At 68.3% G+C, this 25,626-nt stretch carries 24 protein-coding genes and 1 riboswitch; of the genes, 13 read left to right on the top strand and 11 right to left on the bottom strand.

Going from position 1 to position 25,626, the window contains the following annotated elements; genetic code table 11:
• Positions 1 to 93: 93 nt before the first annotated feature.
• The gene (gene proP, locus AB0N81_RS38755) at positions 94 to 1,596 is read right to left on the bottom strand and encodes a glycine betaine/L-proline transporter ProP (protein WP_365367048.1); all 1,503 of its coding nucleotides are present in this window, start codon (positions 1,594 to 1,596) and stop codon (positions 94 to 96) included.
• Positions 1,597 to 1,714: 118 nt separating this feature from the next.
• On the bottom strand, positions 1,715 to 2,182 hold the full coding sequence (bcp, locus tag AB0N81_RS38760; RefSeq protein WP_358580114.1) for a thioredoxin-dependent thiol peroxidase: 468 nt from the start codon (positions 2,180 to 2,182) through the stop codon (positions 1,715 to 1,717).
• 157 nt (positions 2,183 to 2,339) lie between these two features.
• Between bcp and AB0N81_RS38765 the strand changes: the two genes are divergently transcribed.
• From AB0N81_RS38765 to AB0N81_RS38775, 3 genes are all read left to right on the top strand, one after another.
• On the top strand, positions 2,340 to 2,660 hold the full coding sequence (locus AB0N81_RS38765) for a DUF3618 domain-containing protein (RefSeq protein WP_365367050.1): 321 nt from the start codon (positions 2,340 to 2,342) through the stop codon (positions 2,658 to 2,660).
• Between the two features lie 121 nt (positions 2,661 to 2,781).
• A complete protein-coding gene (locus tag AB0N81_RS38770; RefSeq protein ID WP_258021436.1) occupies positions 2,782 to 3,084 on the top strand; it encodes a co-chaperone GroES in 303 nt (100 codons plus the stop codon).
• An 88-nt stretch (positions 3,085 to 3,172) separates the two neighbouring features.
• A riboswitch (guanidine-III (ykkC-III) riboswitch) is annotated at positions 3,173 to 3,234 on the top strand.
• 49 nt (positions 3,235 to 3,283) lie between these two features.
• Entirely contained in the window at positions 3,284 to 3,604 is a 321-nt protein-coding gene (locus AB0N81_RS38775) for a multidrug efflux SMR transporter (RefSeq protein WP_361166116.1), read from the top strand.
• 15 nt (positions 3,605 to 3,619) lie between these two features.
• Here AB0N81_RS38775 and AB0N81_RS38780 read toward each other — a convergent pair whose 3' ends face one another.
• A complete protein-coding gene (locus AB0N81_RS38780) occupies positions 3,620 to 6,148 on the bottom strand; it encodes a transglycosylase domain-containing protein (RefSeq protein WP_365367052.1) in 2,529 nt (842 codons plus the stop codon).
• 220 nt (positions 6,149 to 6,368) lie between these two features.
• Here AB0N81_RS38780 and AB0N81_RS38785 point away from each other — a divergent pair, with 220 nt between their 5' ends.
• From AB0N81_RS38785 to AB0N81_RS38800, 4 genes are read left to right on the top strand one after another with little or no spacing between them, the layout of a single operon-like run.
• On the top strand, positions 6,369 to 7,190 hold the full coding sequence (locus tag AB0N81_RS38785) for an ABC-2 family transporter protein (protein ID WP_365367054.1): 822 nt from the start codon (positions 6,369 to 6,371) through the stop codon (positions 7,188 to 7,190).
• A complete protein-coding gene (locus AB0N81_RS38790; RefSeq protein WP_365367056.1) occupies positions 7,183 to 8,004 on the top strand; it encodes an ABC transporter permease in 822 nt (273 codons plus the stop codon). Before AB0N81_RS38785 ends, AB0N81_RS38790 begins: the two co-directional genes overlap by 8 nt.
• Positions 8,005 to 8,010: 6 nt before the next feature.
• Positions 8,011 to 8,985 (top strand): ABC transporter ATP-binding protein, encoded by a 975-nt coding sequence (locus AB0N81_RS38795; protein WP_365367058.1) that lies wholly within the window; start codon positions 8,011 to 8,013, stop codon positions 8,983 to 8,985.
• Positions 8,986 to 8,996: 11 nt separating this feature from the next.
• Positions 8,997 to 9,725 (top strand): DUF1707 domain-containing protein, encoded by a 729-nt coding sequence (locus AB0N81_RS38800; RefSeq protein ID WP_365367060.1) that lies wholly within the window; start codon positions 8,997 to 8,999, stop codon positions 9,723 to 9,725.
• Positions 9,726 to 10,154: 429 nt separating this feature from the next.
• On the opposite strand, the gene AB0N81_RS38805 is transcribed toward AB0N81_RS38800, so the two are convergent.
• On the bottom strand, positions 10,155 to 11,477 hold the full coding sequence (locus AB0N81_RS38805) for an SGNH/GDSL hydrolase family protein (protein ID WP_365367062.1): 1,323 nt from the start codon (positions 11,475 to 11,477) through the stop codon (positions 10,155 to 10,157).
• A 437-nt stretch (positions 11,478 to 11,914) separates the two neighbouring features.
• Here AB0N81_RS38805 and AB0N81_RS38810 point away from each other — a divergent pair, with 437 nt between their 5' ends.
• The 4 genes from AB0N81_RS38810 to AB0N81_RS38825 all read left to right on the top strand — a co-directional run bounded on the left by AB0N81_RS38810 (position 11,915) and on the right by AB0N81_RS38825 (position 16,305).
• Complete coding sequence (locus AB0N81_RS38810; protein ID WP_365367064.1) at positions 11,915 to 13,126, top strand: DUF445 domain-containing protein; 1,212 nt, start codon at positions 11,915 to 11,917, stop codon at positions 13,124 to 13,126.
• Positions 13,127 to 13,308: 182 nt separating this feature from the next.
• Positions 13,309 to 14,799 (top strand): MFS transporter, encoded by a 1,491-nt coding sequence (locus tag AB0N81_RS38815; protein WP_365367133.1) that lies wholly within the window; start codon positions 13,309 to 13,311, stop codon positions 14,797 to 14,799.
• A gap of 23 nt (positions 14,800 to 14,822) precedes the next feature.
• The gene (locus tag AB0N81_RS38820) at positions 14,823 to 15,833 is read left to right on the top strand and encodes a helix-turn-helix domain-containing protein (RefSeq protein ID WP_365367066.1); all 1,011 of its coding nucleotides are present in this window, start codon (positions 14,823 to 14,825) and stop codon (positions 15,831 to 15,833) included.
• A gap of 49 nt (positions 15,834 to 15,882) precedes the next feature.
• Positions 15,883 to 16,305: a hypothetical protein gene (locus tag AB0N81_RS38825; protein WP_365367068.1), complete on the top strand. Its 423-nt coding sequence runs from the start codon at positions 15,883 to 15,885 to the stop codon at positions 16,303 to 16,305.
• Between the two features lie 32 nt (positions 16,306 to 16,337).
• On the opposite strand, the gene AB0N81_RS38830 is transcribed toward AB0N81_RS38825, so the two are convergent.
• The 4 genes from AB0N81_RS38830 to AB0N81_RS38845 form a co-directional block, all read right to left on the bottom strand.
• Positions 16,338 to 16,643 carry a hypothetical protein gene (locus AB0N81_RS38830; RefSeq protein WP_365367070.1) on the bottom strand — a complete coding sequence of 102 codons (306 nt, stop codon included), beginning with the start codon at positions 16,641 to 16,643 and terminating at the stop codon, positions 16,338 to 16,340.
• A 110-nt stretch (positions 16,644 to 16,753) separates the two neighbouring features.
• Entirely contained in the window at positions 16,754 to 17,266 is a 513-nt protein-coding gene (locus tag AB0N81_RS38835; RefSeq protein ID WP_365367072.1) for a nucleoside deaminase, read from the bottom strand.
• Positions 17,267 to 17,348: 82 nt separating this feature from the next.
• Entirely contained in the window at positions 17,349 to 17,546 is a 198-nt protein-coding gene (locus AB0N81_RS38840; protein ID WP_365367074.1) for a DUF397 domain-containing protein, read from the bottom strand.
• Positions 17,546 to 18,391, bottom strand: a complete 846-nt coding sequence (locus AB0N81_RS38845) for a helix-turn-helix transcriptional regulator (protein WP_365367076.1) — start codon at positions 18,389 to 18,391, stop codon at positions 17,546 to 17,548. Before AB0N81_RS38845 ends, AB0N81_RS38840 begins: the two co-directional genes overlap by 1 nt.
• Before the next feature lie 243 nt (positions 18,392 to 18,634).
• Here AB0N81_RS38845 and AB0N81_RS38850 point away from each other — a divergent pair, with 243 nt between their 5' ends.
• Positions 18,635 to 19,243 carry an ATP-binding protein gene (locus AB0N81_RS38850; protein WP_365367078.1) on the top strand — a complete coding sequence of 203 codons (609 nt, stop codon included), beginning with the start codon at positions 18,635 to 18,637 and terminating at the stop codon, positions 19,241 to 19,243.
• A 13-nt stretch (positions 19,244 to 19,256) separates the two neighbouring features.
• On the opposite strand, the gene AB0N81_RS38855 is transcribed toward AB0N81_RS38850, so the two are convergent.
• The 3 genes from AB0N81_RS38855 to AB0N81_RS38865 form a co-directional block, all read right to left on the bottom strand.
• Complete coding sequence (locus AB0N81_RS38855; RefSeq protein WP_365367080.1) at positions 19,257 to 19,958, bottom strand: restriction endonuclease; 702 nt, start codon at positions 19,956 to 19,958, stop codon at positions 19,257 to 19,259.
• Positions 19,959 to 20,192: 234 nt separating this feature from the next.
• Positions 20,193 to 23,282, bottom strand: coding sequence for a DUF3427 domain-containing protein (locus AB0N81_RS38860; protein WP_365367135.1), 3,090 nt, complete (start codon positions 23,280 to 23,282; stop codon positions 20,193 to 20,195).
• Positions 23,283 to 23,459: 177 nt separating this feature from the next.
• Positions 23,460 to 24,494 carry an SEC-C domain-containing protein gene (locus AB0N81_RS38865; RefSeq protein ID WP_365367082.1) on the bottom strand — a complete coding sequence of 345 codons (1,035 nt, stop codon included), beginning with the start codon at positions 24,492 to 24,494 and terminating at the stop codon, positions 23,460 to 23,462.
• A 303-nt stretch (positions 24,495 to 24,797) separates the two neighbouring features.
• Between AB0N81_RS38865 and AB0N81_RS38870 the strand changes: the two genes are divergently transcribed.
• Positions 24,798 to 25,568, top strand: a complete 771-nt coding sequence (locus AB0N81_RS38870; RefSeq protein WP_365367137.1) for a class E sortase — start codon at positions 24,798 to 24,800, stop codon at positions 25,566 to 25,568.
• Positions 25,569 to 25,626 lie beyond the last annotated feature (58 nt).

The following is a 25,626-nucleotide window of genomic DNA, read 5'->3' on the forward strand; positions in this document are numbered from 1 at the left end:
CGACAATCGGACCGTCACGCCCGATATGCGGAACGGCCCGCCTCACTTGACGTGGGGCGGGCCGTTCCGTTGAGGACGGGAGAGGGGTCGGGGTCAGAACCTCGGGGCCGTCGCCTGGGACTCGACCAGTTCCGCGGCCTCCTCCTTCGTCTCCACCGACGGCGGCGAGCCCGACAGCGGCTTCTGGGCCGTTTCCTTCATGCAGGCCACCGCGATGACGCCCACCAGCGCCGCCGCCATCGAGTAGTACGCCGGGATCATGTCCGTGCCCGTGACGCTGATCAGGGACGTGATGACCAGGGGGGCCGTGCCGCCGAAGAGGGAGGCGGAGAGGTTGTAGCCGACGGAGAGGGAGCCGTAGCGGACCGAGGTGGGGAAGAGGGCGGGCAGGGTCGCCGACATCGTGCCGAGGAGGCAGACCAGGGAGAGGCCGAGAATCAGCATGCCGCCGGAGACCGCCAGCAGGCTGCCCTGCTTGATCAGGAGGAAGGCGGGGACGGAGAGGACCAGGAAGCTCAGCATGCCCGTCATCAGGAGCGGCTTGCGGCCGAAGCGGTCCGACAGCTTGCCCACCTGGTTCATGATCAGCATCAGGACGATCATCGTGCCGATGAGGATGAGGAGGCCGTGCGAGTCGTCGTACCCGAGCTCGTCGGAGAGGTACGTCGGCATGTAGGAGAGGAGCATGTAGTCGGTGACGTTGTACGCGCCGACCAGCGCGATGCAGAGGATCAGCGTCGGCCAGTAGTCGCGGAAGATCTTCGCCAGGTCGCCCTTGGCGGTGGTCTCGACCGTGGACGCCCCCTCGGACGCCGAGTGGTAGGAGGCGTCCTCCATCTTCTGGAAGGCAGGCGTCTCGTCGAGCTTCAGCCGCAGGTAGAGGCCGACCAGACCCAGCGGGCCCGCGACGAGGAACGGGATGCGCCAGCCCCAGGACTCCATGGTGTCCGAGCCGAGGGACGCGTTGAGGATGAGGACCAGGCCCGCCGCGCCCGTGTACCCGGCCAGCGTGCCGATCTCCAGGAAGCTGCCGAAGAAGCCGCGGCGCTTGTCGGGCGCGTACTCGGCGATGAACGTCGAGGCGCCGCCGTACTCACCGCCCGTCGAGAAGCCCTGGACGAGGCGGAAGAAGATCAGCAGGACGGGCGCCCAGAAGCCGATCGTCGCGTACGACGGGATCAGGCCGATCGCGAGCGTGCCGATCGCCATCAGGATCATCGTGAGGGCGAGGACCTTCTTGCGGCCGACCTTGTCGCCCATCGGGCCGAACACCATGCCGCCGATGGGGCGCACCAGGAAGGACACGGCGAAGGTGGCGAAGGACGAGATCAGCTGGACCGTGTCGTTTCCGGATGGGAAGAACACGTGGCCGATGGTGACGGCCAGGTAGCTGTAGATGCCGAAGTCGAACCATTCCATGGCGTTGCCGAGCGAGGCCGCTTTGACGGCCCGCTTCACCGCGGCCTCGTCCGTGACCGTGATGTCGGTACGGCGCAGGGGCGGGTTCTTGCGCCGTTTCACCGCTCTGAACAGCGTGCGGTGGCGCTTCATCGCCTCCGGGTCGGCCTCGGTCTCGAGCTCTTCTTGGGCCGCCATGGAGTAGTTCCTTTCGTTCTTCGTACAAGTCCCCCGTGAGATCACTTGCTCGAAGATGGCCGATGCAAACGAAAGCCCCCCCGCGAGGGGGGCTTCGTCACATCGCACCGGGAACGGCTCAGACGCCGAGGTCCCTGATGATCTTCGCGACGTGGCCCGTCGCCTTCACGTTGTAGAACGCGTGCTCGACCTTGCCCTGCTCGTCGACCACCACGGTCGAGCGGATCACGCCGGTCACCGTCTTGCCGTACAGCTTCTTCTCGCCGAAGGCGCCGTACGCCTCCAGGGTCTCCTTGGAGGGGTCGCCGACCAGCGTGACCTTGAGGTTCTCCTGCTCACGGAACTTCGCGAGCTTCTCCGGCTTGTCCGGCGACACGCCGATCACGTCGTAACCGGCGGCGGCGAGCGCGTCGAGGTTGTCCGTGAAGTCGCAGGCCTGCTTGGTGCAGCCGGGGGTGAGGGCGGCCGGGTAGAAGTAGACGATGACCTTGCGGCCCTTGTGGTCGGCCAGCGAGACGTCCTTGCCGTCGGCGTCGGGCAGGGTGAAGGCGGGGGCGGTGTCGCCGGGCTGCAGTCGCTCGCTCATGGTCGGTCTCCTCGTACGGGTGCTCGGATGTTTCGCAAAGGGCGTGGTGACGGAGTCGAGCGTAATAGGGGTGCCGTGGGGTGCGACGCGCGTGAAGCTGACAGACTGTGGTCAGAGTTCACGTCCACACAATCGATACGACCACGGAGGCAGCGCGGTGTCGGATGCCAGGACCCCTGCGCAGATCGAGGCGGACATCAAGCGCCGGCGCGACCAGCTGGCCGAGACCCTCGACGAGATCGGCGTGCGTGTCCACCCGAAGACGATCGTCGGCGACGCCAAGGCGAAGGTCGTCTCCAGCGTGGACAACTCCCTCGGCCGGGCGTACGTGGGGGCGAACCGCATCGTCTCGGACGTACGCGGCCAGCTCGTCTCGGAGGACGGCTCGCCGCGCATCGAGCGCATCGTGCCGGTCGCCCTGGTGGCGGTGGGCCTGGTGGGGCTCCTCGTGATGAGCTCGCGCCGACGCGGCCACTGAGGTCACGGCCCGAGAGCGAGTGCCGACCCGGGAGCCCACGGTCCCGGCCGGGCCAGGTAGGTTCGGGGGCGTGAGCCAGAAGACCTCCCAGACCCCCCACGACGACAAGCTGCCCATTCGCATGCTGCACGACCGCGTGCTCGTGCGGCAGGACACCAGCGAGGGCGAGCGGCGCTCCGGCGGCGGCATCCTGATCCCCGCGACCGCGGCCGTGGGCCGGCGGCTCGCCTGGGCCGAGGTGGTCGCGGTCGGGCAGAACGTCCGGGCGGTCGAGCCGGGCGACCGGGTCCTGTACGACCCGGAGGACCGCGCCGAGGTCGAGGTGCGGGGCGTGGCCTACGTCCTGATGCGGGAGCGCGATCTGCACGCCGTGGCCGCCGACCGGTTCGAGGGGTCCGAGGACTCGACGGGCCTGTACCTGTAGAGGTTCCCGCGGACTTCGCAGAGAGATTGCCGCGGACCTTCGTCCAGGGGCTGGTGACCATCGTCACCAGCCCCTTGCGCATGGGTTTTGCTACCTTTGAAGGACCCCGACGAGACGCGCCGTACCGGGTTATCGCAAAGACGACGCACCCCCTTTCAAGTAAACGCGCCATGCGTTTCTACGTGTCGGAGGTGCCGTCGTGGCCTGGGTTCTGTTGATCGTCGCCGGTCTGCTCGAGGTGGGCTGGTCGATCGGGATGAAGTACACGGACGGTTTCACGCGTCTGTGGCCCAGCCTGTTCACGGGCGTGGGCATCGTCGCCAGCATGATGCTGTTGTCGCAGGCCGCCAAGACGCTGCCCATCGGTACGGCGTACGGCGTGTGGGTCGGTATCGGCGCGGCCGGCGCGGCGGTGCTTGGCATGGTGATTCTCGGCGAGCCCGTCACCGCGGCGCGGATCTTCTTCGTCTGTCTGCTGCTGGTGGCCGTGGTCGGCCTGAAGGCGACCTCGGGCCACTAAAACAAGAAACGACCTTTAGGTGTGCCACGGCCCGTTGCGGCCGTCGGTGAAGCCTCCGAGCGCGCCGCCGTCGTCCGTACCGCCGTCGGCCACTCCGCCTCCGTCGTCGGTGCCGCCGCCCGTCGGGCCGCCCTGGGCGCCTCCGTCGGTCGGTCCGCCGTCGGCGGCGCCTCCGTCGGCCGCTCCGCCGGGGTCCTGGCCACCGGTCTGGTCACCCGTCTGGCCCCCGTCCTGGCCACCGGTCTGCCCGCCCGTCTGGCCGCCGGTGTCCTGGCCGCCGCCCGTGGTGGCGCCGCCGCCGGTGTCCTGGTCGCCGGTGGTGCCGCCGTCGTCCTGGCCGCCGGTGGTGGGGCCGCCGTCCGTCGTGCCGCCGGTGCCGGGCTCGTCGACGCCGCCGGTCGTCGGGTCGGGCACCTCGGGCACGTCGGCGCCCTGCTCCAGCTCCAGGTCGAAGTCCTTGACGGGCTTGCCCTCCAGGGCGTCCTTGGTGAACTGGGCCCAGACGCGTGCCGGGTAGGCGCCGCCGTTGATGCGGCTCTCGCCGAGCGCGCCGTACAGCGGGGTGTGGGCGCCGGTCTCGGGGTCCTGGCCCATCACCGCGACGACCGTCGCGAGGTCGGGGGTGTAGCCGGCGAACCAGGCCGCCGTGTCGTGTTCGGCGGTGCCGGTCTTGCCCGCGGCCGGGCGGCCCGCGCCCTGGGCGGCCGTGCCGGTGCCGCCCGCCACGACGCTCTGCAGGATCGAGGTGGTGGTGTCGGCGGCCTCGCGGCTCACGGCCTGCTGGGTCGTCGGCTCCGGCAGGGTGACCTCGTCGCCGTCCTTGGTGATCTTCTCGACGAGCGTGTACGTGCCGTGCTTGCCGTGGTTCGCCAGCGTCGCGTAGGCCTCGGTCATGTCGAGGACGCTCGCGGTGGACGGGCCGAGCGCGATCGACGGGGACGCGGTCAGGTCGGGGGTGTTCTCGGGGACGCCGAGGGCGACGGCGGTGTCCTTCACCTTGTCGGCGCCGACGTCGACGGCCATCTGCGCGTACACCGAGTTCACCGACTTGTCGGTGGCGGTGCGGACGGTGATGTCGCCGTAGTTGACGTCGTCCTCGTTCTCCGGGGCGTACGTTCCGCCGCTCCAGCCCTGCACCGGCCGCTTGTTGGTGCCGTCGTACACCGTGTTCGGGGTGATGGGGCGGCCGTCCTGGGTGACCGAGCCGTTCTCCACCGCGGAGGTGAAGACGAACGGCTTGAAAGTGGACCCGACCTGGTAATCGCGCCTCGTCGCGTTGTTGACGTACTGCTTGGTGTAGTCGATGCCCCCGTACATCGCGACGACCTTGCCGGTGGCCGGGTCGATGGAGGCGCCGCCCGCGCGGACGTTGCGGTCGACCTTGCGGGCGTCCTTGTCGACCTTCGACATGACCTGCTCGTCGACGGCCTCCTTGAAGGCGTCCTGGCGGTCCTTCTGGAGGGTCGTGGTGATGCGGTAGCCGCCCTTGGCGAGGGTGTCCTCATCGATGATCTTGTTGCCCGTGAGGTAGTCCTCGACGGCCTTGACGACATAGCCGCGCTGCCCGGACAGGCCCGCCGCGCCCTTGGCCTCGTCGGGCACCGGGAACTTCGTCTTCGCCCGGTCGGCCTTGCTGAGCCAGCCCTCCGTGACCATGCCGTCCAGGACGTAGTTCCAGCGGCCCGCGGCGCGCTGCTTGTTCTCGGGGTGCGTGGCGACGTCGTACGCGTTGGGGGAGTTGAGGAGGGTCGCGAGGTAGGCGCCCTGGGCGACGGAGAGGTCCTCGACGTCCTCGCCGTAGTACGCCTGGGCGGCGGCCTGGACGCCGTACGCGTTGCGGCCGAAGTAGCTGGTGTTGAGGTAGCCCTCGAGGATGTCGTTCTTGCTCACCTCGCGGTCCAGCTTGATCGAGATGAAGAACTCCTTCACCTTGCGGGTGACGGTCTGCTCCTGGCCCAGGTAGTAGTTCTTCACGTACTGCTGGGTGATCGTGGAGCCGGACTGCTTGCCCTTGCCGGTGACGGTGTTCCAGGCCGCGCGGATCATCGCCTTCGGGTCGACCGCGGACTCGCCGTAGAAGTCCCGGTCCTCGGCGGCGAGCACGGCGTGCTGGACGGTGAGGGGGACCTGCTTGAGGGGCACCTTCTCGCGGTTGACCTCGCCGTCGCGGGCGATCTGGGTGCCGTCGGCGTACAGGTAGACGTTGCTCTGCTTGGTGGCCGCGGCGTTCGCGGGCGGGATGTCGACCAGCATGTAGCCCGCCATGAAGCCGCCGACGCACAGCAGGACGATCAGGATGAGGCCGCCGAGGACCATGCGCCAGGTGGGGAAGATCCGCCGCCAGCCCTTGCGCTTGGGGCGCTTGGGCTTCTTCGCCTTCTTGCCGTCGCCGGGGGCCGCGGAGGCTGCGGAGGCTGCGGAGCCCGCCTGCTCGGCGGTCGTCGTGTCCTCGGCGGTCGCCGCGTTCTCGGGCGTGTCCTGCGGCTCCCTGGGCGCCCAGCCCTGGCGACCGGCAGGACCCTGCTGCTGCGGCTCGTCACTCATGTCTTGCGGAACTCCCGGTTAGCGTCGTACGTCCAGTACGCCTCGTAAACCCCGTTGCAACCCCATTGCAACCCCATTGCACACCCTTGTCACACGGGTTGGTGACCAGGCACGCGCCCGCACACCGAAAATGCCTGGCACGAGCGACCCGGATCACACTAAGCTCCAGCGCTTTGGCTCGATTCGGGCTCTGTTCGGGACGAAGCCCACGGTGAAAGGGATGCTCGTGCGCGCAGGACGGTTCCGTTTGTACGCGGCCGTCGCCGGAGGCAGCTTCCGCAGGTACGCCACGTACCGGGTGGCGACCGCGGCCGGGGTGTTCACCAACACCGTCTTCGGCCTGATTCTCGCCTACACCTACCTGGCGCTCTGGGACGAGCGCCCGGGACTCGGCGGATACGACCAGTCCCAGGCGCTCACCTATGTGTGGCTGGGCCAGGGGCTGTTGACCGCGATGGCGCTCATGGGCGGCGGCTTCGAGAACGAGCTGATCGAGCGCATCCGCACCGGCGACATCGCCGTCGACCTCTACCGGCCCGCCGACCTCCAGGTCTGGTGGCTCGCCACCGACCTGGGCCGGGGCGCGTTCCAGCTGCTCGGCCGCGGCGTCGTACCGATGGTCTTCGGCGCGTTCGTCTTCGACCTGACGCTGCCCCCGGACGCGCTGCGCTGGCTGGCGTTCCTGGTCGCCGTCCTGCTCGGCACGCTCGTCAGCTTCGGCATCCGTTTCCTGGTGGCGCTCTCCGCGTTCTGGCTGATGGACGGCGCGGGCACCACCCAGATCGCGATGCTCGCGGGCACCTTCTTCTCCGGGATGCTGCTCCCGCTGAACGTCTTCCCCGGCGCGCTCGGCGAGCTGGCCCGCGCACTGCCCTGGTCCGCGCTGCTCCAGCTGCCCGCGGACGTATTCCTCGGCGAGTACTCGGGCGCCGGGCTGCTGCGGACGTACGCCTTCCAGCTCGGCTGGGCGGCGGCGCTGCTCACGGCCGGGCGGCTGCTGCAGGGCGCGGCCACCCGACGGGTGGTGGTCCAGGGTGGCTGACCTGCGACAGGTGCGCGAGGGGCTGCGCGCCTACCGGCTGATCTCCGCCATGTGGATCCGCTCCCTCATGGCCTACCGCGTGTCGTTCGCGATGACCGCGTTCGGCAACTTCGCGGTGACCGCGTTCGACTTCGTGGCCATCCTGCTGATGTTCTCCCAGGTGGACCGGCTCGGCGGCTACTCACTGTCGGAGATCGCGTTCCTGTACGGGCTCTCCTGCACCGCGTTCGGTTTCGCGGACCTCGCCATCGGGTCGATGGACCGCCTCGGCAGGCGGGTGCGCGACGGGACGCTCGACACGCTCCTGGTGCGGCCCGCTCCGGTGATCGCGCAGGTCGCCGCCGACCGGTTCGGGCTGCACAGGATCGGACGGCTGACGCAGGGCGCGCTGGTCCTCGCGTACGCACTCGTGGTCCTGGACATCGACTGGACGCCGTGGAAGGTCCTGATGGTGCCGCTGACACTGCTGTGCGGCGGGTGCATCTTCGGGTCCGTGTTCGTGGCGGGCGGCGCCTTCCAGTTCCTGGCGCAGGACGCGGCCGAGGTGCAGAACGCCTTCACGTACGGCGGTACGACGCTGCTCCAGTACCCGCCGACCGTCTTCGCCAAGGACTTGGTGCGCGGCGTCACCTTCATCCTGCCGCTCGCCTTCGTGAACTGGCTGCCCGCGCTGTACGTGCTGGGGCGGCCCTATCCGCTGGACCTGCCGACGTGGGTGGCGTTCATGCCACCGCTGGTGGCCGCGGGGTGCCTCGCCCTCGGGGGCCTCGCCTGGCGCGCCGGCCTTCGTTCGTACCGCAGCACAGGGAGCTGAACTGTCATGGAGAGGGACCTCATCGAGCTGGACGGCGTCGAGAAGGTCTTCGACGTCCGCAGGAAGACCGGCTTCCTGCGGCGCGAGCGGCACGAGGTGCGGGCGGTCGACGGCATCTCGTTCACCGTGCCGCGCGGCGAGATGGTCGGCTACATCGGCCCGAACGGCGCGGGCAAGTCGACGACGATCAAGATGCTGACGGGCATCCTCACGCCGAGCGGCGGCCGGCTGCGGGTCGCGGGCATCGACCCCGCGCGGGAGCGGACGAAGCTGGCCCGGCGCATCGGCGTCGTCTTCGGCCAGCGCACGACGCTCTGGTGGGACCTGCCCCTGATCGACTCCTACCGGTTGATGCACCGCATGTACCGCATCCCGGACGCCCGTTACGCCGAGAACCTCGACCGCTGCGTGGAACTCCTGGAGCTGTCCGCCCTGTTGGACGTCCCGGTACGTCAGCTCTCCCTCGGGCAGCGGATGCGCGGCGACATCGCGGCCGCGCTGCTGCACGACCCGGAGGTGCTGTACCTGGACGAGCCGACGATCGGCCTGGACGTCATCAGCAAGGCGAAAGTACGGGGATTCCTGCGGGACTTGAACGCGGAAGCCGGCACGACGGTCCTCCTCACCACGCACGACCTGACTGACATCGAGCAGCTCTGCGAGCGCGTGATGGTGATCGACCACGGACGCCTGATGTACGACGGGCCCTTGACGGGGCTGCACGAGGTGGGCGAGAGCGAACGCACGCTCGTCGTCGACCTGGAACGCGAACTCCCCCCGATCGACGTGGAATCCGGGTCGGCGGCGCGGGTGGTGAAGGTCGAGGGGCCGAGGCAGTGGCTCGCCTTCCCCGCGGCGGAGTCGGCGGCTCCGCTTGTCGCTCGGATCGCGGCACGCTATCCACTGGCCGACCTCTCGGTCAGGGAACCGGACATCGAGGCGGTCATCGCCAAGATGTACGCGGAGAAGCCGACCTCGTAGGCTTCGGACCTATGAGTGACGAACTCCCCGGCCTTCCTGACCTCCCCGCCGGCGCCGCCCTCCCCGACCTGCGGGCATCGGACGCCGACCGTGAGCGGGTCGCCGAGCAGCTCCGGGACGCGATGGCCGAGGGCCGCCTCGACATGACGGAATTCGGGGAGCGCCTCGACGCGGCGTACAAGGCCCGTACGTACGGGGAGCTGGAGCCCCTCACCCGCGACCTCCCGTCGCACGGGGCCAAGGTGTCCATGGTGAAGCGGCCGGTGAGCGACAACCCCGCCGCCATCGACTGGGACGAGCGGATGACGACCGGCGAACCGTCGTCGAGCGTCGGCATCGCCATCTGGAGCGGGTTCAGCCGCAAGGGCGGCTGGGTGGTCGGCCGTCAGTTCACCGGGTTCGCGCTGTGGGGCGGCGGCGAGATCGACCTGCGCGAGGCGCGGTTCACGGACCGCGACGTCGAGATCCGCTGCTTCACGATCATGGGCGGCCTCCAGGTCACCGTGCCGCCCGAGATGACCGTCGTGGTCAAGGGCTTCGGCATCATGGGCGGCTTCGACGACCGGGCGACCGGCGAGGGCACGCCCGACTCCCCCCGCGTCGTGGTCAAGGGCTTTGCCCTGATGGGCGGCGTAGGAGTAGACCGCAAACTCCGCAAGGCCGAAAAGCTCCGCCTGAAGGAAGAACGCCGCAGAGAAAAACTCCAACGCAAGCAATCCCACAGAGACGACCACACATAACGCAGGGGCACGCCCCGGAGGCATACAGGCGAGGCGCCGGGTCCCCCGGGTAGCCCAGGGGCGCGGGGAACTGCGCGACTCCAGCCGCGGGGGGCGTACAGGCAACGTGCCGGGGCCCCGGGTAGCTCCAGGGGCGCGGGGAACTGCGCGACTCCGGCCCCGGGGGGCGTACAGGTGAGGTGCCGGGGCCCCGGGTAGCTCCAGGGGCGCGGGGAACTGCGCGACTCCAGCCCCGGGGGGCGTACAGACGAGGTGCCGAGGTCCCCCGGTAGCCCAGGGGCGCGGGGAACTGCGCGACTCCAGCCCCGGGGGGCCCGCAGGCAACGTGCGGGGGACCTGGGGTAGCCCAGGGGCGCGGGGAACTGCGCGACTCCGGCCGAGGGGGGCCCGCAGGCGGCGTGCCGAGGGCCCCGGTCCCGGGGGAAAAGGTCAGAGCTCGGCCGCAGCCGACCCCTCGAGGTGCGAGAGATTGAACGTCTCCGCCATCCGGCGATACCCCGCATCGGAGGGATGCAGATGATCCCCGGAGTCGTAGAGCCCCCGAAGCTTGCGCGGGTCATACGGATCCCGCAACGCCCGGTCGAAGTCGACGACCTCGTCGAAGACCTTCCCCGAGCGGATCTCCTCGTTGACGGCCTGCCGCACGCCCTCCAGGGCGGGCTCGTACCCCCGGTGCCCCCCGAACGGCATCAGCGTCGCCCCGACAACCCGCAGCCCGCGCGTATGCGCCTGCCGGGTCAGCTCGCGCAGCCCCTCGACGATGCGGTCCGGATCGTTCTGGTGCGGGTTGCGCAGGATGTCGTTGACGCCGAGCGCGATGACCACGGCCTTGACCCCGGTCCGGTCGAGCACGTCCCGGTCGAACCGGGAGAGCCCGCTGGGGTTGACCGCGGGGTTGCCGTTGCCGTCGGACAGGATGCGGTTGCCGCTGATGCCCTGGTTGACGACGCCGTAGCGGGGCGCGCCCGACTCGGCGCGGAGCCGGTCGGCGAGGACGTCGGTCCAGCGCCGGTTGGCCCCCATCGTGGACGAGATGCCGTCGGTGATGGAGTCGCCGAAGACGACGACGGTGCCGTCGGTCTCGTTGCTCAGGACGTCCACCGCGGAGAGGTAACGCCAGTACGGGCTCTGCTCGGTGTACGCGTCGCCCAGCTGGTCCTCGGTCCGGTCACCCTCGGCGACGTAGCTGATCTGGCGCGCGTGCGGGTGGTAGGTGACGGGCCCCGACGGGGTCGGCGAGTACGTCGTGACCAGCAGGTCCGCGTCGTGCGGGACCCGCAGCCTGGCCGCGTCGCTCATCACCTGCTGCCCCGGCGGGATCAGCACCGACGTGTTGCCGTCGAAGGTGAGCCTGCGCAGCGTGCCGGCCGCCGCGGCCGGATTGTTCGACGCGGAGGCGACGGCGATCGAGGCGTGCGTGATGCTGAGCGGCGTGGTCCCGTACAGGTTCGAGAGGGTGATGCGGGCGCTGGTGCCGCCGACGCTGGTGTGCACGACGTTGCGGATCGAGCGGCCGGCGAACCCCTTCTGTTCCGTGCCGGGTTCGGAGCCCGCGGGCGAGGCGGACCACGAGCCGACCCAGATGCCGGAGGAGGCGGGTGCGGCGGAGTTGCGGGGGTTGCGTGAACCCGCGTTGATGGTGTCCCGCGAGCCGTCGTCGGTGCCTGAGACTCCGACGTATATGGCGCCTGAAATCACCACTATGACCGCGAGGACCGCGGCGAGAAGGGCATAACCGTGTCGCTTGGTCATGCGGGCTCTTTCTCCTCGGGCAGGGGGAGCCCCGAGGCTCCGGTGTGATCACCCCATGATGCGGCATGGGCCGGGAAGCGGCCGACACTGCCCCCCTCCGCTCTTATCAGACGCCGGGAACTTGTCGTTCGTTCCAGGAGTAGGTCAGGAAGGGACGTAGGACACAGGGCATGGGGACAATCAGGACACTGGGCACAGGGCATCGGAACAGTGGCATGGGAACAGTGCGGACGAGGACGAGGCGAACGGGCCAGGTGGAGTGAGTGGAACGCGCAAATGCGGAGAAATCGACTGAGACAGGCAGCTCTTTCGGGGACGACAGCCCCACAAATGGCTCAAATGGGCCTACGCCACCCGCCACGCCACCCCCGGCGCCCCTGAAGGGCGGCCTCGCCTACAGCCCCGCCGACGAGGAGAAGCGCCGCGGCGTCCGCCGCATGAAGATCACGGCGACGGGACTCCTCGTCTTCGTCGCCGTCGTCTACGTACTGGCGAAGTGGGCGCAGCACTCCGGCGCCGGCGCCTGGGCCGGGTATGTTGCCGCGGCCGCCGAGGCGGGCATGGTCGGCGCGCTCGCCGACTGGTTCGCGGTCACGGCGCTCTTCCGTCACCCGCTCGGCCTGCCCATCCCGCACACGGCGATCATCCCCAACAAGAAGGACCAGCTGGGCGCCTCCCTGGGCGACTTCGTGGGGGAGAACTTCCTCTCCGCCGATGTCGTACGAGGCCGCCTGCGCGCGGTGGGCATCGGCAGCCGCCTCGGCACCTGGCTGGCGGTCCCCGAACACGCCGACCGGGTGACCGCCGAGCTGGCCACGGCCCTGCGCGGCGCCCTCACCGTCCTGCGCGACTCGGACGTGCAGGCCGTCGTCGGCGAGGCCATCACGCGGCGTGCCGACGCCCAGGAGATCGCCCCCGGCATGGGCAAGATGCTGGAGAAGGTCGTCGCGGACGGCGGCCACAAGCGGGTCGTCGACCTCGTCTGCGTACGCGCGCACGACTGGCTCGTCGAGCACGCCGACTCGGTGATGGACGCGGTGCAGGGCGGCGCGCCCGGCTGGACCCCGCGGTTCGTCGACAAGCGGGTCGGCGAGCGGGTCTACAAGGAACTGCTCCGCTTCGTCACCGAGATGCGGGACATGCCAGGACACCCCGCGCGGGGCGCCGTCGACCGCTTCCTCGCCGACTTCGCCACGGACCTGCAGTCCGACTCGGACACGCGTGAGCGCGTGGAGCGGCTGAAGCGGGAGGTCCTCGGGCGCGGTGAGGTGCAGGACCTCATCGCCTCCGCCTGGTCGGCCGTACGGGCGATGATCGTGGCCGCGGCGGAGGACGAGCGCAGCGAGCTGCGGCTGCGCGTGCGGGCCTCGCTGCTGTCGCTCGGCGCGCGGATGGCGAAGGACGGGCGGCTCCAGCAGAAGGTCGACGGCTGGGTCGAGGGCGCGGCGGTGTACGTGGTGACGACGTACCGCGATGAGATCACCTCCCTCATCAGCGACACCGTCGCGGGCTGGGACGCCGAGCACACCTCGAAGAAGATCGAGGCGCACATCGGCCGTGACCTGCAGTTCATCCGGATCAACGGCACGGTGGTCGGCTCCCTCGCGGGGCTGGCGATCTATACGGTGTCGCGGCTGCTGGGGGCGTAGGCGGCTGCCGGGGGGCGTACACACGTGGCGTACACACGTGGCGTACGCGCATTTCAGCGCGCGTGAACGGGGGTCCGCTGGGCACTCTGGAGGAGCCCCTCGGCGTCGAGGTGGCCGTCGTCCGGGTGGTGCGGGGGCGCAGTCCTCCGGCGGCGTGGCTGCAGCGGAAGGAGTCGCCCGCCATGACCGCGTCGTCCACGCCTCCGCAGCCGCCGCCCGGAACCGGAGCCGGCCAGGGGTCGGAGAACACCGCCACCACGGCCGTCCCCGCCCGCCTGGACCGGCTGCCCTGGTCCCGCTGGCACTGGATGATCGTGATCGGCCTCGGCACGGTCTGGATCCTGGACGGCCTCGAAGTCACCACGGTCGGCAACATCGCGAGCCGCCTCTCCGAGGAGGGCAGCGGTCTGGCGATCAGCTCCGCCCAGGTCACCGGCCTCGCGGCCGCCCTCTACGTGGCGGGTGCGTGCGCCGGCGCGCTGTTCTTCGGCCGCCTGACCGACAAGTACGGCCGCAGAAAACTTTTCATGGTCACCCTCGCCGTCTACCTCGGCGCCACCGCCCTGACGGCCCTCTCCTTCGACGCCTGGTGGTTCTTCCTCTTCCGGTTCCTGACCGGCTTCGGCATCGGCGGTGAGTACGCGGCCATCAACTCGGCGATCGACGAGCTCATCCCGTCCAAGTACCGCGGCCGGGTCGACCTGATCATCAACGGCAGCTACTGGCTGGGCGCGATCGGCGGCTCCCTGCTCTCCGTCCTCATGCTCAACACGAGCATCTTCCCGAAGGACCTGGGCTGGCGGCTCACCTTCGCCCTCGGCGTCGTCCTGGGCCTAGCCATCCTGCTCGTACGCAGGCACGTCCCGGAGAGCCCGCGCTGGCAGTTCATCCACGGCCACGGGGAGGAGGCGGAGCGGCTCGTCTCGTCGGTGGAACGGGAGATCGAGGAGGAGAAGGGGAAGGCCCTGCCGCCTCCCGACCGCGAGATCACCATCCACCAGCGCAAGAGCATCGGCTTCGGCCTCATCGCCAAGACGGTCTTCCGCGAGTACCCCAAGCGCTCGGTGCTCGGCCTGTCCCTCTTCATCGGCCAGGCGTTCCTCTACAACGCGATCACCTTCGGTTTCGGCGCGATCCTCACCAAGTTCTTCGACGTCCCGTCGGGCAGCACGGGCTACTACTTCGCCGTCATCGCGGCCGGCAACTTCCTCGGCCCGCTCTTCCTCGGCAAGCTCTTCGACACGGTAGGCCGCCGGATCATGATCTCGTCGACGTACATCTCCTCGGGCATCCTGCTCTTCGCCACGGCCTGGCTCTTCGACCGCGGCTCGCTCAGCGCCATGACACTCACGGCCTGCTGGTGCGTGGTCCTGTTCTTCGCGTCGGCGGGCGCGAGCAGCGCGTACCTCACGGTCTCGGAGATCTTCCCGATGGAGACGCGCGCCATGGCCATCGCCTTCTTCTACGCGGTGGGAACGGCGGCCGGCGGCATCAGCGGCCCCCTGATCTTCGCCAAGCTGACCGAGTCGGGCGTCGTCGGCGACACGGTCCTGGCCTTCCAGATCGGCGCGGGCCTGATGTGCGCGGCGGGCCTGGTCGCGGCGGCGCTGGCGGTGAAGGCGGAGCGGCGCTCGCTGGAGGACATCGCGACGCCGCTGTCGGAGGTGAAGTGAGGACGCGGCCATAGGCTCGGCCCATGACTTCTGCAGGGGAAGCGGCGGAAGGCACCGGAACCCACCGGGTGGCGGTGCTGGTGCGGGACGGTGTGCTGCCGATGGAACTGGGCCTGGTGCATCAGCTGTTCGGCGGCGCGCGCGGCCCTGCGGGGGAGCGGCTGTACGAGGTGCGGACGTGCGCGGCGACCGGCCCCGGCCAGATCCGCACCGACGCGGACTTCCCGATCGGCGCACCGCACGGCCCGGAGGCGCTGGCCGGGGCGGACACGGTGATCGTGCCCGCCTCGCACGAGGAGGACGAGTCACTGACCCCGGACGGCCTGCCGCCCTCGCTGGCGCGGGCACTGGAATCCGCCGGGACCGCCCGGCTGGCGTCGATCTGCACGGGAGCGTTCGTCCTGGCGGCGGCGGGTCTGCTGGACGGCCGCAGGGCGACGACGCACTGGCTGTCGACGGACCGGTTCGCGCGCACGTTCCCCTCCGTCACGGTCGATCCGGATGTCCTGTACGTGGACGAGGGCGCGGTCCTGACGTCGGCGGGGGAGGCGGCAGGGGTGGACCTGTGCCTCCACATGATCCGCAGGGATCACGGCGCGGCGGTGGCGGCGGACGTGGCGCGCCGCACGGTGGTGCCGCCGCACAGGGAGGGCGGCCAGGCGCAGTACATCCGACGCCCGGTCCCGGACCCGCACCTGACGTCGACGGGAGCGGCGCGCTCCTGGGCGGAGGAGCACCTCGCCGACCCCCTGACACTCCGCCGGCTGGCCGACCGGGCATCGATGAGCGTCCGCACGTTCAGCCGCCGCTTCCGCGAGGAGACGGGCCTGACGCCCATGCAGTGGCTGACCCAGCGCCGGGTGGACCGCGCCCGCGAACTCCTGGAGTCGACGGACCACACGGTGGACCGGGTGGCGACGGAGGTGGGCTTCGGGACGGGGGCGTCGCTGAGGGCGCACTTTGTGGCGGGAGTGGGGGTGTCACCGGCGACGTATCGGGCGACGTTCCGCGGCGCGGCCCCACTCCGGGAATGAGTACGCGTACTCTGTCGCGCCCTTCGGCCGGGGCGGCACTGTCGTACACATGAACGCCACGCTGATACCGCTACGGCAGACCGCACCGCTCCCCAGGTACGCGACCCGCCTCCTGGGCGCGGCGCTCGCGGCCACGGCATACGTGGCGTGCCTCCCCTGGGACCTGCGCAACCGCCCCGAGACACCGGGCGCCCTCCAGGAGACCACACCGGTCACGACGACGGGCGTGACGCTCCTCGCCCTGGCGCTCCTGACCCTGGCGGCCTACTTCGGCATAAGGGACCGCTTGGCGTGGACGCTGCTTGTGGTGGCGGCCCCGCCGTCGACGCTGATGTTCGTGTCCTTCGACGCGCACCCCACGCAGGACGCACAGGTCTGGCCGCTGGCGTGGGCGTTCTTCACGCTGGTGACGGGTGTGGGGGCCTTGGTGGCGGCGGCTATCGCGCGAAGCGCGGCGCGCCGAGACGCCTGACGTACGGCCCCGACGCCCTGGCTCCGCACCCCTCAGCTGCTACGCCGGTCGGCGAGGACCCACGACGCGATCCCGACGCCACCCGCGACGCCGAACACGGCGGGCCAGGCGCCCACCTTCTTGGCGAGCGGATGGGACCCGGCGAACCCGGCGACGTAGGCCGCGGTGAGCGCGGCGGCGGTCTTCGCTCCGGCGGCCTCCCGCCACTGCCGAGCGGCAACGACTCCGGCGGCGGCGAGCACGGCGCCGCCGAGGGGCCGCTTCTTGGTGAACCGGGCGGTGGCGTACCCACCAATGAGCCCGCCCGCGGCCACCGCTGCTGCCGGAATCTTCGCCATGTTAGGTCCGCCTCTCGGTGATACGTCCATGTTGCCCATGTTGCCCATGGGGTCCATGTTGTCTATGGGGGTGAGGCTAACGCGGAGCTACGAGGCGCCGATCGGCACCCTCAGAGCTTCGGCTCCAAGGGCTCGGGCTGGGCGGCGGCCCACGCGGCAAGAACGCCGATGGCGTCCGAGCGGGGTTCCCCCTCGACGGCCACTTCGTCCAACAGCCGCCGCTCCCCGTTGGGCAACGCCAGCTCCCGATAGAACTGCAGGTCCGGGTGCCCATTGAGGGCGGCGTCGTGCCGGTCGGCGGCGTAGACGAGACGACTGATCCCGGCCCAGTAGCAGGCGGTGAGACACATGGGACAGGGCTCACAGCTGGAGTACAGCGTGGCCCCCTCCATCAGATACGTCCCGAGCCGCCGCCCCGCGTCCCGCAGGGCGATGACCTCGGCATGAGCGGTCGGATCACACGACTCAACGACGGAGTTGCTCCCCGCCCCCACAACTTCCCCACCCGCGACGACGACGGCCCCAAAGGGCTTCTTCCGCCCGTCCTCGAGCGAACACCGAGAATTGCTGATGGCCATCTCAAGGAACTTACGGTCGTGATCCTGCTCGGGGGCGTAAGGCAAGGGTCTTCCTCTCCATCGGCCAAATCCGGACAGGAGCACCGTAACTGTGCCAGGTGGAAAGGTCGTTGTTGCCTGGGCGGAGTCAGGCGCCCGCTGTCTCCCGCAGAGCGGCGACGAAGCCAAGCCAAGCTTCTGTACCCAGAGCGACTTGCCCGCCTGTCAGGCGCTTTGAGTCGCGAACGAGCACCTCAAGTTCACCCACCGCCACCTCGACACACTCGGTCCCGGAACCGCCGCTGTAGGACGACTTGAACCAGTGGGTGGGGCAGCGGGGGTCCATCACAACTCCCTGAGACTTCGACGGATGGCTTCGGTGGATGATTCCAGATCGAGGGCCTGCGCACGAAGGTAATCGAACGCCAACTTGTATCGCTCGAGCTCTTTCGGCTTCTCCATGAAGAGCCCGCCGCCCAGCAGGTCTACGTAGACGACATCCAGGTCCTCACTCTGGCCTCGTAGGAGTACGAAACTGCCGACGGCGGCAGCGTGGGCGCCGGCTGAGAACGGCAGTATCTGGATGGTTGCTTGCGGTGTCTCGGCCAGGTCCAGGAGGTGCTGAAGCTGCTCCCTCATCACGTCGGCCCCACCCACGACTCGACGGACGGCAGCCTCATCGATGATGGCCCAGATGTGGGGCGGGTCAGCCCGCTGGAGGAGCTCCTGCCGCTTCATGCGGATGTCCACCATGTGCTGCACTTCGCGATCGGTGCAGCCCACCTCAGAAGCGCGGTGTACGGCTTCGGCGTATGCCCGAGTCTGGAACAGGCCCGGGATGTACATACATGCGTAATGGTCTTCGCGGGCGACCTCGTCCTCAAGGGTCAGCATGAGGTTCATGGACTCGGGGATGGGGTCGGCCAGGGAGCGCCACCAACCCTGAATTCTGGCGCCTTTCGCGAGTTCGACGAGAGCCTTGCGCACCTCATCGGTAGCCCCGTACTCGCGACAAAGTGCGTCCACAGCAGGCCACTTGACCGCTCCCTCCTTGGTCTCGTACCGGCTGAGGGTGGCTTTGGAGATGCCGACACGGGCGCCCGCCTCCTCCAGCGTGAGACCTGCTCGCTCACGCAGGCGCCGAAGGTCGGCCCCGAGTTGTCGTCTGCGTGTAGTCGGCCCAACTGTCACGTGTCTGGCCCTTCATGTTGCTCGGTACGAGGGTGCAGGGGCCCCGGTCGCGGGGCAAGGGCGCGCAAGCGGGGGCGCGCGACGCATCGACGTGCTCCCACGTCCATCCAGTGAGAGTTCCATTCTGAGAGTTCCAGTGCCACTCTCGGTAGTGGAATGGGTGCGCAAGGTAGTGCCCATGGATCGTAGGGGTGATCGTCCATGCCTGACTGTTGGTGTCGGGTATCCCGCAAGGGATGCCACTTGCAATTCCTCGCCGAGCCTAGGGAAGTCGCCGGATTGCGGCGCTTCGTTCGGCTCCAACTCACCCAGTGGGGGCTCCCTGAAGTCATTGAGGCGGCGCAGCTCTGTGTGAGCGAGCTCGTAGCGAACGTCATCACGCATGTAGGTGAACAGACGCCGACCACGCTCAGCCTCGCGATGAGCAACACGTGCGTACGGATTGAGGTCGGCGATTCCGACGCACGGGCACTCCCGACTCTGCTGGCGCCTGAAGCGGACGCGGAGAGTGGGCGCGGGATGGCACTTCTTGATGCGGTCGCCGACCGGTGGGGCGTGGTCCTGCGGGGTGACTCCAAGGTCACCTGGTGCGAACTCTCTACGCAGCTGAGATCGCCGACTGACCATGCGGGCGGCCTACGGGTTGATCGTGCAGAGGCTCTGATCGGCCTCTACGGGGAGAAGAGTCTCCCGAGGGCCGATGTGTCCCCGTATGCAGGCGGTATCGCTGTAGCGGAGGAGGCCGCGATCGATGTCATCGCGGACCTCCTCCATTGGTTGCGGGCACATGGCTGCGACCCGGACGTGGCGTTGGGCCGGGCGCAGGCTCACTTCGAGGCAGAAGCGGCTTAGCTGGGCTGCTTCCTTATGAAGACGGCAGCGGGGGGTCGGCGTGGTACTCGTTTCGCTGTTCGCCGGGCCAAATGGTGTGTATGGCTAGCGCGGCGCAGAGGTCGCGCAGGTCCTTTCGCGGGCGAGTAGGTACCAGTACAGCGAGTTTGGGGCGCGGTTCGATGTAACGCTGGTAGTCGAAGAGCTGCCCTATCGCCATACGGATCGATTCGCGCGTGGTTTGCCCTTTGGCCTCGACGAGGAGGTTCTCTGTGGCGTCGAAGAGATCGGTGTAGAGGCTGCGGCGCTCGCCGCGAGGGGTGATCTTCTTGCGTGAGATGTTGTGCCCCTGGCCCTCCAAGTGGGCCCGGTAGAGGGACAGAAGCTCACTCTCCCTGCGGTGCGCGTAGGTCGGCTCCTGGTTGGGTGTGAGCAGCGTACGGGTAGTGAGGAAGTCCTCCGGCAGCACATCAACGACAGTGGTTGCCGGGGCGGGAGTGTGCACGATGGGCGCTTCTCCAGAGGCTTGAGCAGCGCTTCGGGGCTTCAGCTTGAAGATGATCACCGAGCGAGGGTCGCCTTCGCGATCCAGGGCTTCGGCTCTGTACCACGCTTCCTGATCAGGAAGCTCATAAGGTCCGCGGTAGGAAACCACCCCTGGCCGTACCGTCTCAAAGACGTGCAGCTCACGTTGGTCAGCCACGTGGTTGAGGATGGCCTTGTTGCCGTTGGTCATCCGCTGGTCGCCGACTTGTCCCTCGCCGGTGTAGTGGAAGAGGCCGTCTGGATCCCACCCATCGCGGTATCCGTAGAGGGACCCCTTCTTCGGGTCTGTAAAGCACAACACGACGGGAGCGCTCCGAGAGTGACTTATGCCGCTCTGGCGGCTGCCCCCGTACTTTGCGTGCAGCTCCCGCCGGCGTATTTCGGCTCCAACGGCTATGTCCACTTACGGCTCCTAGTTCAGACGTCAGTTAGTCCCGGCGATGGAGGAGTACGTCCACACATCCGCCGGAAGATCATGATGGAGGCGCCACGTGATCGCCATCGGTTTACTGCCGTTGTGCTCGACGTAGGTCGCCGGCCCGAGGAGCATCCACGGTTGGGGCTTTCCGATGTCGGTGTCCTTGTAACGGCGCATGAAAAGCAGGACATGGCTGCCCTGTTGAGCATGGCGCTGATAGCGGAGGCCCGTCGGTGAGCTCTCAGACGTGGCGTTCTGTGACTCCCAGTGGAAAAGGGTGGGGCTCAGTGCATAGTCCTTGTAGCGGATCGTGGGCGAAAAGTCCTTCTCGTTCTTCTCTAGCGTGATCAGAAGCGCATCGGTCTGACTCTCCTCAACCCACTGGACCCCCTGAGCGAAGGAACCTGGCATCTGCCCACCCAGGCGTGCCACTCCGAGCGCAGCAAGGATTTCGGACCGGTTGTACGAGCTGTGAACCTTGAGGGGGAGGGAGGAGTGAGGACCTTCCAAGCCGATCGGGAAGTGGTCGGTGTGGTCGAGAACGTAGGCCAGGACTTGCCGCAGTTCGCTGCGCAGAGCCTTCTGGTCCCGAAGCGATTCGAGACCCTCCTGGTAGCTCACGAACCCTCCGGCCTTGTCCCACAGGTTGAAGAACAACATGCGGGCATACGTTTGCTCGGTCGGCTCCAACGCCTCGTAGGCGGGAGCATCATCTGAGAGGAGCCGCACGTAGGCTTCGGCGCGCTCAGGGTCGTCGACGTGCAAGAACGCATAGACGCGTTTAAGCAGTTCCTCCTCGCCCGCCACTGGCGGTTCACTGATGAACCCCGCGCGACGCAGCGTATTGGTCCAAGAGTTGCTGCTCTTGTAGAGCTCTTTGATCTCTCGTCGACTCTCTTTCAAGTAGGCGCCGAGTTGCAGAGTTCGATACGCCTTAACTTCCTTGGCGATCGTCACGACGTTGGCTTGGATCTGCGCACGAATGTTGGCTAGGACAAGGTCCTTGGACTTTCCTTCCAGGATGATCTGGCACCCAGAGGGGAGCTGGGGGAAGTCTCGCTCCACATGCTCGATGAGTCTGTTGCGCGTGAGATTCGTCAGGGCTCGGAACTGCTCCTCGAACCGGAATTCCGCACGGTGCTGACCGATGAAGTCTAGAACGGTGAGTACTGGCTTAGTCTCCGTGCGTCGCAGGCCTCTTCCCAGCTGTTGGAGGAAGACGGTGGCGCTATTCGTGGGGCGCAACAGCAGCAAGGTGTCGACATCCGGGACGTCCAGACCCTCGTTGAACAGGTCCACGGAAAAGACCACTTGGAGTTTGCCGGCACGGAGGTCAGACAGCGTCGTTGCTCGGACGTCGACAGGTGAGTCGCTGTCGAGTGCCGCAGCCTGAAATCCGGCTTGCCGAAAGAAGTCAGCCATGAAATGAGCGTGCTTCTTGCTGGCGCAGAAGCCTAGGGCCCGCATGGAACCCGGGTTGGAGACCTTGTCCCTGATTTGCTTGACCACGATACGGGCCCGGGCATGGTCGCCGGTGTAAAGGTTTTCCAATTCGGTCGGGTTGTATGTGCCACCCTGCCAACCCAGGTTGGTGAGGTCCGTACCGTCAGGGAGGCCGAAGTAGTGGAAGGGGCACAGAAGGTCGTTCTCCAGGGCTTCCCACAGCCGCAGCTCCGCCGCGATGCGCCCATCGAAGAACTCATCCTGCACATTGAGGCCGTCCATGCGCTCGGGCGTCGCTGTGAGCCCCAGCAGCTCCTGGGGCTTGAAGTGTTCGATGACTCTTCGGTAGGTGCGCGCCGTGGCGTGGTGAAACTCGTCGATGACGATGATGTCGAAGTGATGCGGTTCGAGTTGCTCCAGCCGCTTTCCGTTGAGGGACTGGACGCTCGCGAAGACATGCTCCCAGTCGTAGGGAATCTCGCCACTGTGCAGGAGCTCACCAAAGGAGGCATCGTCTAGCACCTCACGATAGGTTCGCAGAGACTGATGAAGGATCTCCTTGCGGTGAGCAACGAAGAGAAGGCGCGGGTTCTTTCCGCTCTTGTTGCGCAGATTTCGGTAGTCCAAAGCCGCCATCACGGTCTTACCGGTACCAGTTGCCGCCACCAAGAGGTTGTGGTGTCGATGGCGAATCTCACGCTCCACTCGGAGGCGCTCTAGCATGTCTCGCTGATGAGGGAACGGGCGAACTTGCAGTCCGGAAAGGTTGATCTTTAGCTCTTTGGTGGCTGCCGTACCGCCTGCTTGGGAAAGCGCCTCGTCAAGGCGCTTGCTATCGGCGTCTGGGGTGTACACCTCGAATGCGCTGTCGTTCCAATACGCGTCGAAGGTTGCCTCGAACTTGCTGAGTACCGCAGGAGTGGCGATGGATGACAGTCGGACGTTCCACTCGAGTCCGTCAAGAAGCGCGGCCCTGGACAGATTGGAGCTACCTACGTAAGCCGTGTCGAAACCTGAGTTCCGGCGGAAGAGCCACGCCTTGGCGTGTAGTCGCGTCGACCGAATCTCGTAGTTGACTTTCACCTCTGCGTCAAAATCGCACACGAGGCGGTCGAGGGCGTGCCGATCAGTAGCGCCCATGTAGGTAGTCGTAATGACCCGGATGGGCACCCCCCGCTCTCGCGCTGCACGCAGAGAGTCTTCAAGTACTCGAATTCCGTACCACTTCACGAAGGCGCACAAGAGATCGATACGGTCGGCAGTGGCAAGCTCGGCGCGCAGTTCGCTTCCCAGGCTGGGATCTTCTGGGGAGTTGGTGAGCAAGGCTGTTTCCGAAAGTGGCGTCAGCGGGCGCACCGCGTACACGCCAGGTGCTTCCTGCTCAGCCAGAGACAGCAGCTGACGAGGGCCGTCAGCGATGAGCTCTAGAGGTTCGTCGCCCTCGTTGGCGGCCAGCTCGGAGGGTGCGGCGGATAGCGCTTTGATGATCTGGTTGGCGGCAGTGACGCGTTGGTCGTGCGGGAGTTGCCGCAACCTGCGACCGACGGCGTGGGCGATGTGCCGGGCGAGGACATGAGGGGCAGACTCATCGCTCACCTCCGCATCGATGGTCTTCCAGCCTGACGCGCCGAGCTTCTCCATCTCCCCACGCATGCGATGCGTGATGAGTTCCTCGTACACGCCTGCCACGGGCTTAGCCAGATCTCCCGAATGCGCCACGCCTGCTCCTCGACTGCCGAGATAGTTGCAGCCCTGTTCTAACAGGAGGCGATGACAATCGAGGAGCCAATTGCTAGCTGACTGCTTGTGAGGCAGTCGAGTTGAGGGCTGCTAGCCCACCCCGTGGCACTCCCCATACCCCCGTCCCGACCCACACCAACACTCCGCCCCCCGCTCCGGTGGCCAAGAGACCGCCCGTCCCCGTGCCGCCAGCGTCGTTGCGTACTGGGGCAGGAGGGACGGGTCCTCCGGGGAGGAGGCTTCTGACGCGGCGAAGGCCTCGTAGGAGGGGACCGTGCCTGTGACGATGCCGAGGTTCGGGGTGCCGGAGGCGGAGAGTTCGCGGAGGGAGGACTCTATGGTCGACAGGTGCGCCTCGTGGGACGGGTACTCGGAGGACAGGGTCGGGTACGCCGTCAGGAGTTCCGTCAGTTCCGCGGCCGGCCAGTGCAGCATCGCCACCGGGAACGGGCGGGACAGCGCCTCGCGGTACGAGCCCAACTCCGCCTGGATACGGGCGATCTCCGCCCGCAGCTCCGCGGGGTTCTCCGAGCCGAGCGACCAGATCCGCTTCGGGTCGTGGAGTTCGTCCAGGGAGACGGGGGCCGTCGAGACCCGGTCCGCCAGGGCGTCCCACTCGTCGTGTTCCGCGCCCAGGAGGCGGCGTACGCGGTGGCGGCCGAAGAGGAGAGGGTGCGTGGCGTAGGGGGGTTCCGTCGTGGTGACGGGGAGGAGCAGCAACACCGCCTCCGTGAACGTCGCGTGCGCCTGTTCCAGCTCGTCGTGCGATTCGAGTGACTCCGCCACGATCACCCACGGCGCCGGCTCCCGGGGCGATGCTGTGCGGACTCCGTCGATGATTGCCCTCGCCTCTGCCTCGTGGCCGTACTCCCAGAGGTTGGAGGCCTTCAGCGCGCGGATCAGGAGGGGAGCCGACGGGGGGTGCGGCGCGGAGGGTGACAGCAGGCGGTCGTAGAGCGTCGTCGCGCGGTCGCGGGCGCCGGCCAGTTCGAGGTGGGCCGCGGCCTGGAGGAGTAGCTGTTCGGCGTCCTCCGGGTACAGGTCGGCCGTGCGTTCCAGGCGCGCGGCTTCGGCGATGTGGTCGATGTCGACGTGGTCGGCGGCAGCAGGCTTCTCGGGGCGCATACGGGACACCGTACTGCCGAGCGGGCCTCCAGCAGGAGGGTCGGTAGCAGGAGGGTCGGTGCGGGCGCGGGTGCGGGTGTGGGTGCCGAAGCGGGGATGGCGGGGAACGTCCATGGAATGTTGCGGGGGCAGCGCCTATCCTCCGGGCGGCCGTCGTGGGGAGGAGGGAGAGGCGCTGTGCGGAGTCGGGGACGAAGGAGGGGGCGGAGGGGGTGGAGGGGGTGGGAGGGACGGAGGGGGCGGAGTCGTGTCGCCGTCGTCGTTCAGCAAGGGTGCCGCCCGCGTCGTCCCCTCGGCGTACGGCTGCTGTGGAACGGCGCCGAAGTCGCCGTCACCCTCGGACTCGTCCTGCTCCTCCTCGTCGCCCACCAGCTCTGGTGGACCAACCGGCAGGCCCGCGCCGCCGCCGAGCAGAAGGTCGAGGCCCTGGAGAAGCAGTGGGCGGAGTCCGATTCCGAGGGGCGTGGGGAGGAAGGGGACGAGGGCGGTGGCGAGGGGGGTGGCCAGGGGGGTGGGCCGGGCGCTGCCGGGCTGCCTGCCGGCGGTGAGGCGTCCGCGCGCGACGGCCACCCGTCCGCGGGAGGTCCCGGCCGCTCCGCCGCGCCACGGCGTACGCCCCGCTGGGACCAGGCCTACGCCGTCCTCCGCATCCCCCGCATCGGCATCCGCGTCCCCGTCGGCGAGGGCGTGAGCAAGGGGGCCGTACTCAACCAGGGGTACGCCGGGCACTATCCCCGCACCGCCCAGCCCGGCCAGGCCGGGAACTTCGCTCTCGCCGGGCACCGCAACACCCACGGCGAGCCCTTCCGGTACATCAACCGGCTGCGGCGCGGGGACGAGATCGAGGTCCGGACTGCGGACGCTCTCTACACGTACGTCGTCGACAAGACCCTGCCGCAGACCTCCGCCCGCGACAGTGGTGTCATCCAGCGCGTGCCTCGAAGCGATGTGCGCGCCGGATACGGGTATCGCGACGCCGGGTACTACATCACGCTCACCACCTGCACCCCCGAGTACACCTCCAAATACCGGCTCGTCGTCTGGGGCAAGCTCCGGTCCATGCGGCCCGGATAGGGTCGACCCTCGTGATCGCTCGCCGCCCCCATCTGTCCCGCCCCCATCTGTCCCGCCC

This window comes from Streptomyces sp. NPDC093510, from assembly GCF_040683555.1.
Classification (GTDB): Bacteria; Actinomycetota; Actinomycetes; order Streptomycetales; family Streptomycetaceae; genus Streptomyces.

What these genes read in the sequence shown, in the direction of transcription:
- AB0N81_RS38800 (WP_365367060.1), top strand. Translation starts at nt 8,997, where the DNA reads ATGAGTGACGAACTCCCCGGCCTTCCTGACCTCCCCGCCGGCGCCGCC.
- AB0N81_RS38825 (WP_365367068.1), top strand. Translation starts at nt 15,883, where the DNA reads ATGAACGCCACGCTGATACCGCTACGGCAGACCGCACCGCTCCCCAGG.
- AB0N81_RS38810 (WP_365367064.1), top strand. Translation starts at nt 11,915, where the DNA reads ATGAAGATCACGGCGACGGGACTCCTCGTCTTCGTCGCCGTCGTCTAC.
- AB0N81_RS38840 (WP_365367074.1), bottom strand. Translation starts at nt 17,546, where the DNA reads ATGGACCCCCGCTGCCCCACCCACTGGTTCAAGTCGTCCTACAGCGGC.
- AB0N81_RS38780 (WP_365367052.1), bottom strand. Translation starts at nt 6,148, where the DNA reads ATGAGTGACGAGCCGCAGCAGCAGGGTCCTGCCGGTCGCCAGGGCTGG.
- proP (WP_365367048.1), bottom strand. Translation starts at nt 1,596, where the DNA reads ATGGCGGCCCAAGAAGAGCTCGAGACCGAGGCCGACCCGGAGGCGATG.
- AB0N81_RS38795 (WP_365367058.1), top strand. Translation starts at nt 8,011, where the DNA reads ATGGAGAGGGACCTCATCGAGCTGGACGGCGTCGAGAAGGTCTTCGAC.
- AB0N81_RS38805 (WP_365367062.1), bottom strand. Translation starts at nt 11,477, where the DNA reads ATGACCAAGCGACACGGTTATGCCCTTCTCGCCGCGGTCCTCGCGGTC.
- AB0N81_RS38785 (WP_365367054.1), top strand. Translation starts at nt 6,369, where the DNA reads ATGCTCGTGCGCGCAGGACGGTTCCGTTTGTACGCGGCCGTCGCCGGA.
- bcp (WP_358580114.1), bottom strand. Translation starts at nt 2,182, where the DNA reads ATGAGCGAGCGACTGCAGCCCGGCGACACCGCCCCCGCCTTCACCCTG.
- AB0N81_RS38860 (WP_365367135.1), bottom strand. Translation starts at nt 23,282, where the DNA reads ATGCGTGGGGAGATGGAGAAGCTCGGCGCGTCAGGCTGGAAGACCATC.
- AB0N81_RS38865 (WP_365367082.1), bottom strand. Translation starts at nt 24,494, where the DNA reads ATGCGCCCCGAGAAGCCTGCTGCCGCCGACCACGTCGACATCGACCAC.
- AB0N81_RS38855 (WP_365367080.1), bottom strand. Translation starts at nt 19,958, where the DNA reads ATGACCAACGGCAACAAGGCCATCCTCAACCACGTGGCTGACCAACGT.
- AB0N81_RS38830 (WP_365367070.1), bottom strand. Translation starts at nt 16,643, where the DNA reads ATGGCGAAGATTCCGGCAGCAGCGGTGGCCGCGGGCGGGCTCATTGGT.
- AB0N81_RS38820 (WP_365367066.1), top strand. Translation starts at nt 14,823, where the DNA reads ATGACTTCTGCAGGGGAAGCGGCGGAAGGCACCGGAACCCACCGGGTG.
- AB0N81_RS38770 (WP_258021436.1), top strand. Translation starts at nt 2,782, where the DNA reads ATGCTGCACGACCGCGTGCTCGTGCGGCAGGACACCAGCGAGGGCGAG.
- AB0N81_RS38815 (WP_365367133.1), top strand. Translation starts at nt 13,309, where the DNA reads ATGACCGCGTCGTCCACGCCTCCGCAGCCGCCGCCCGGAACCGGAGCC.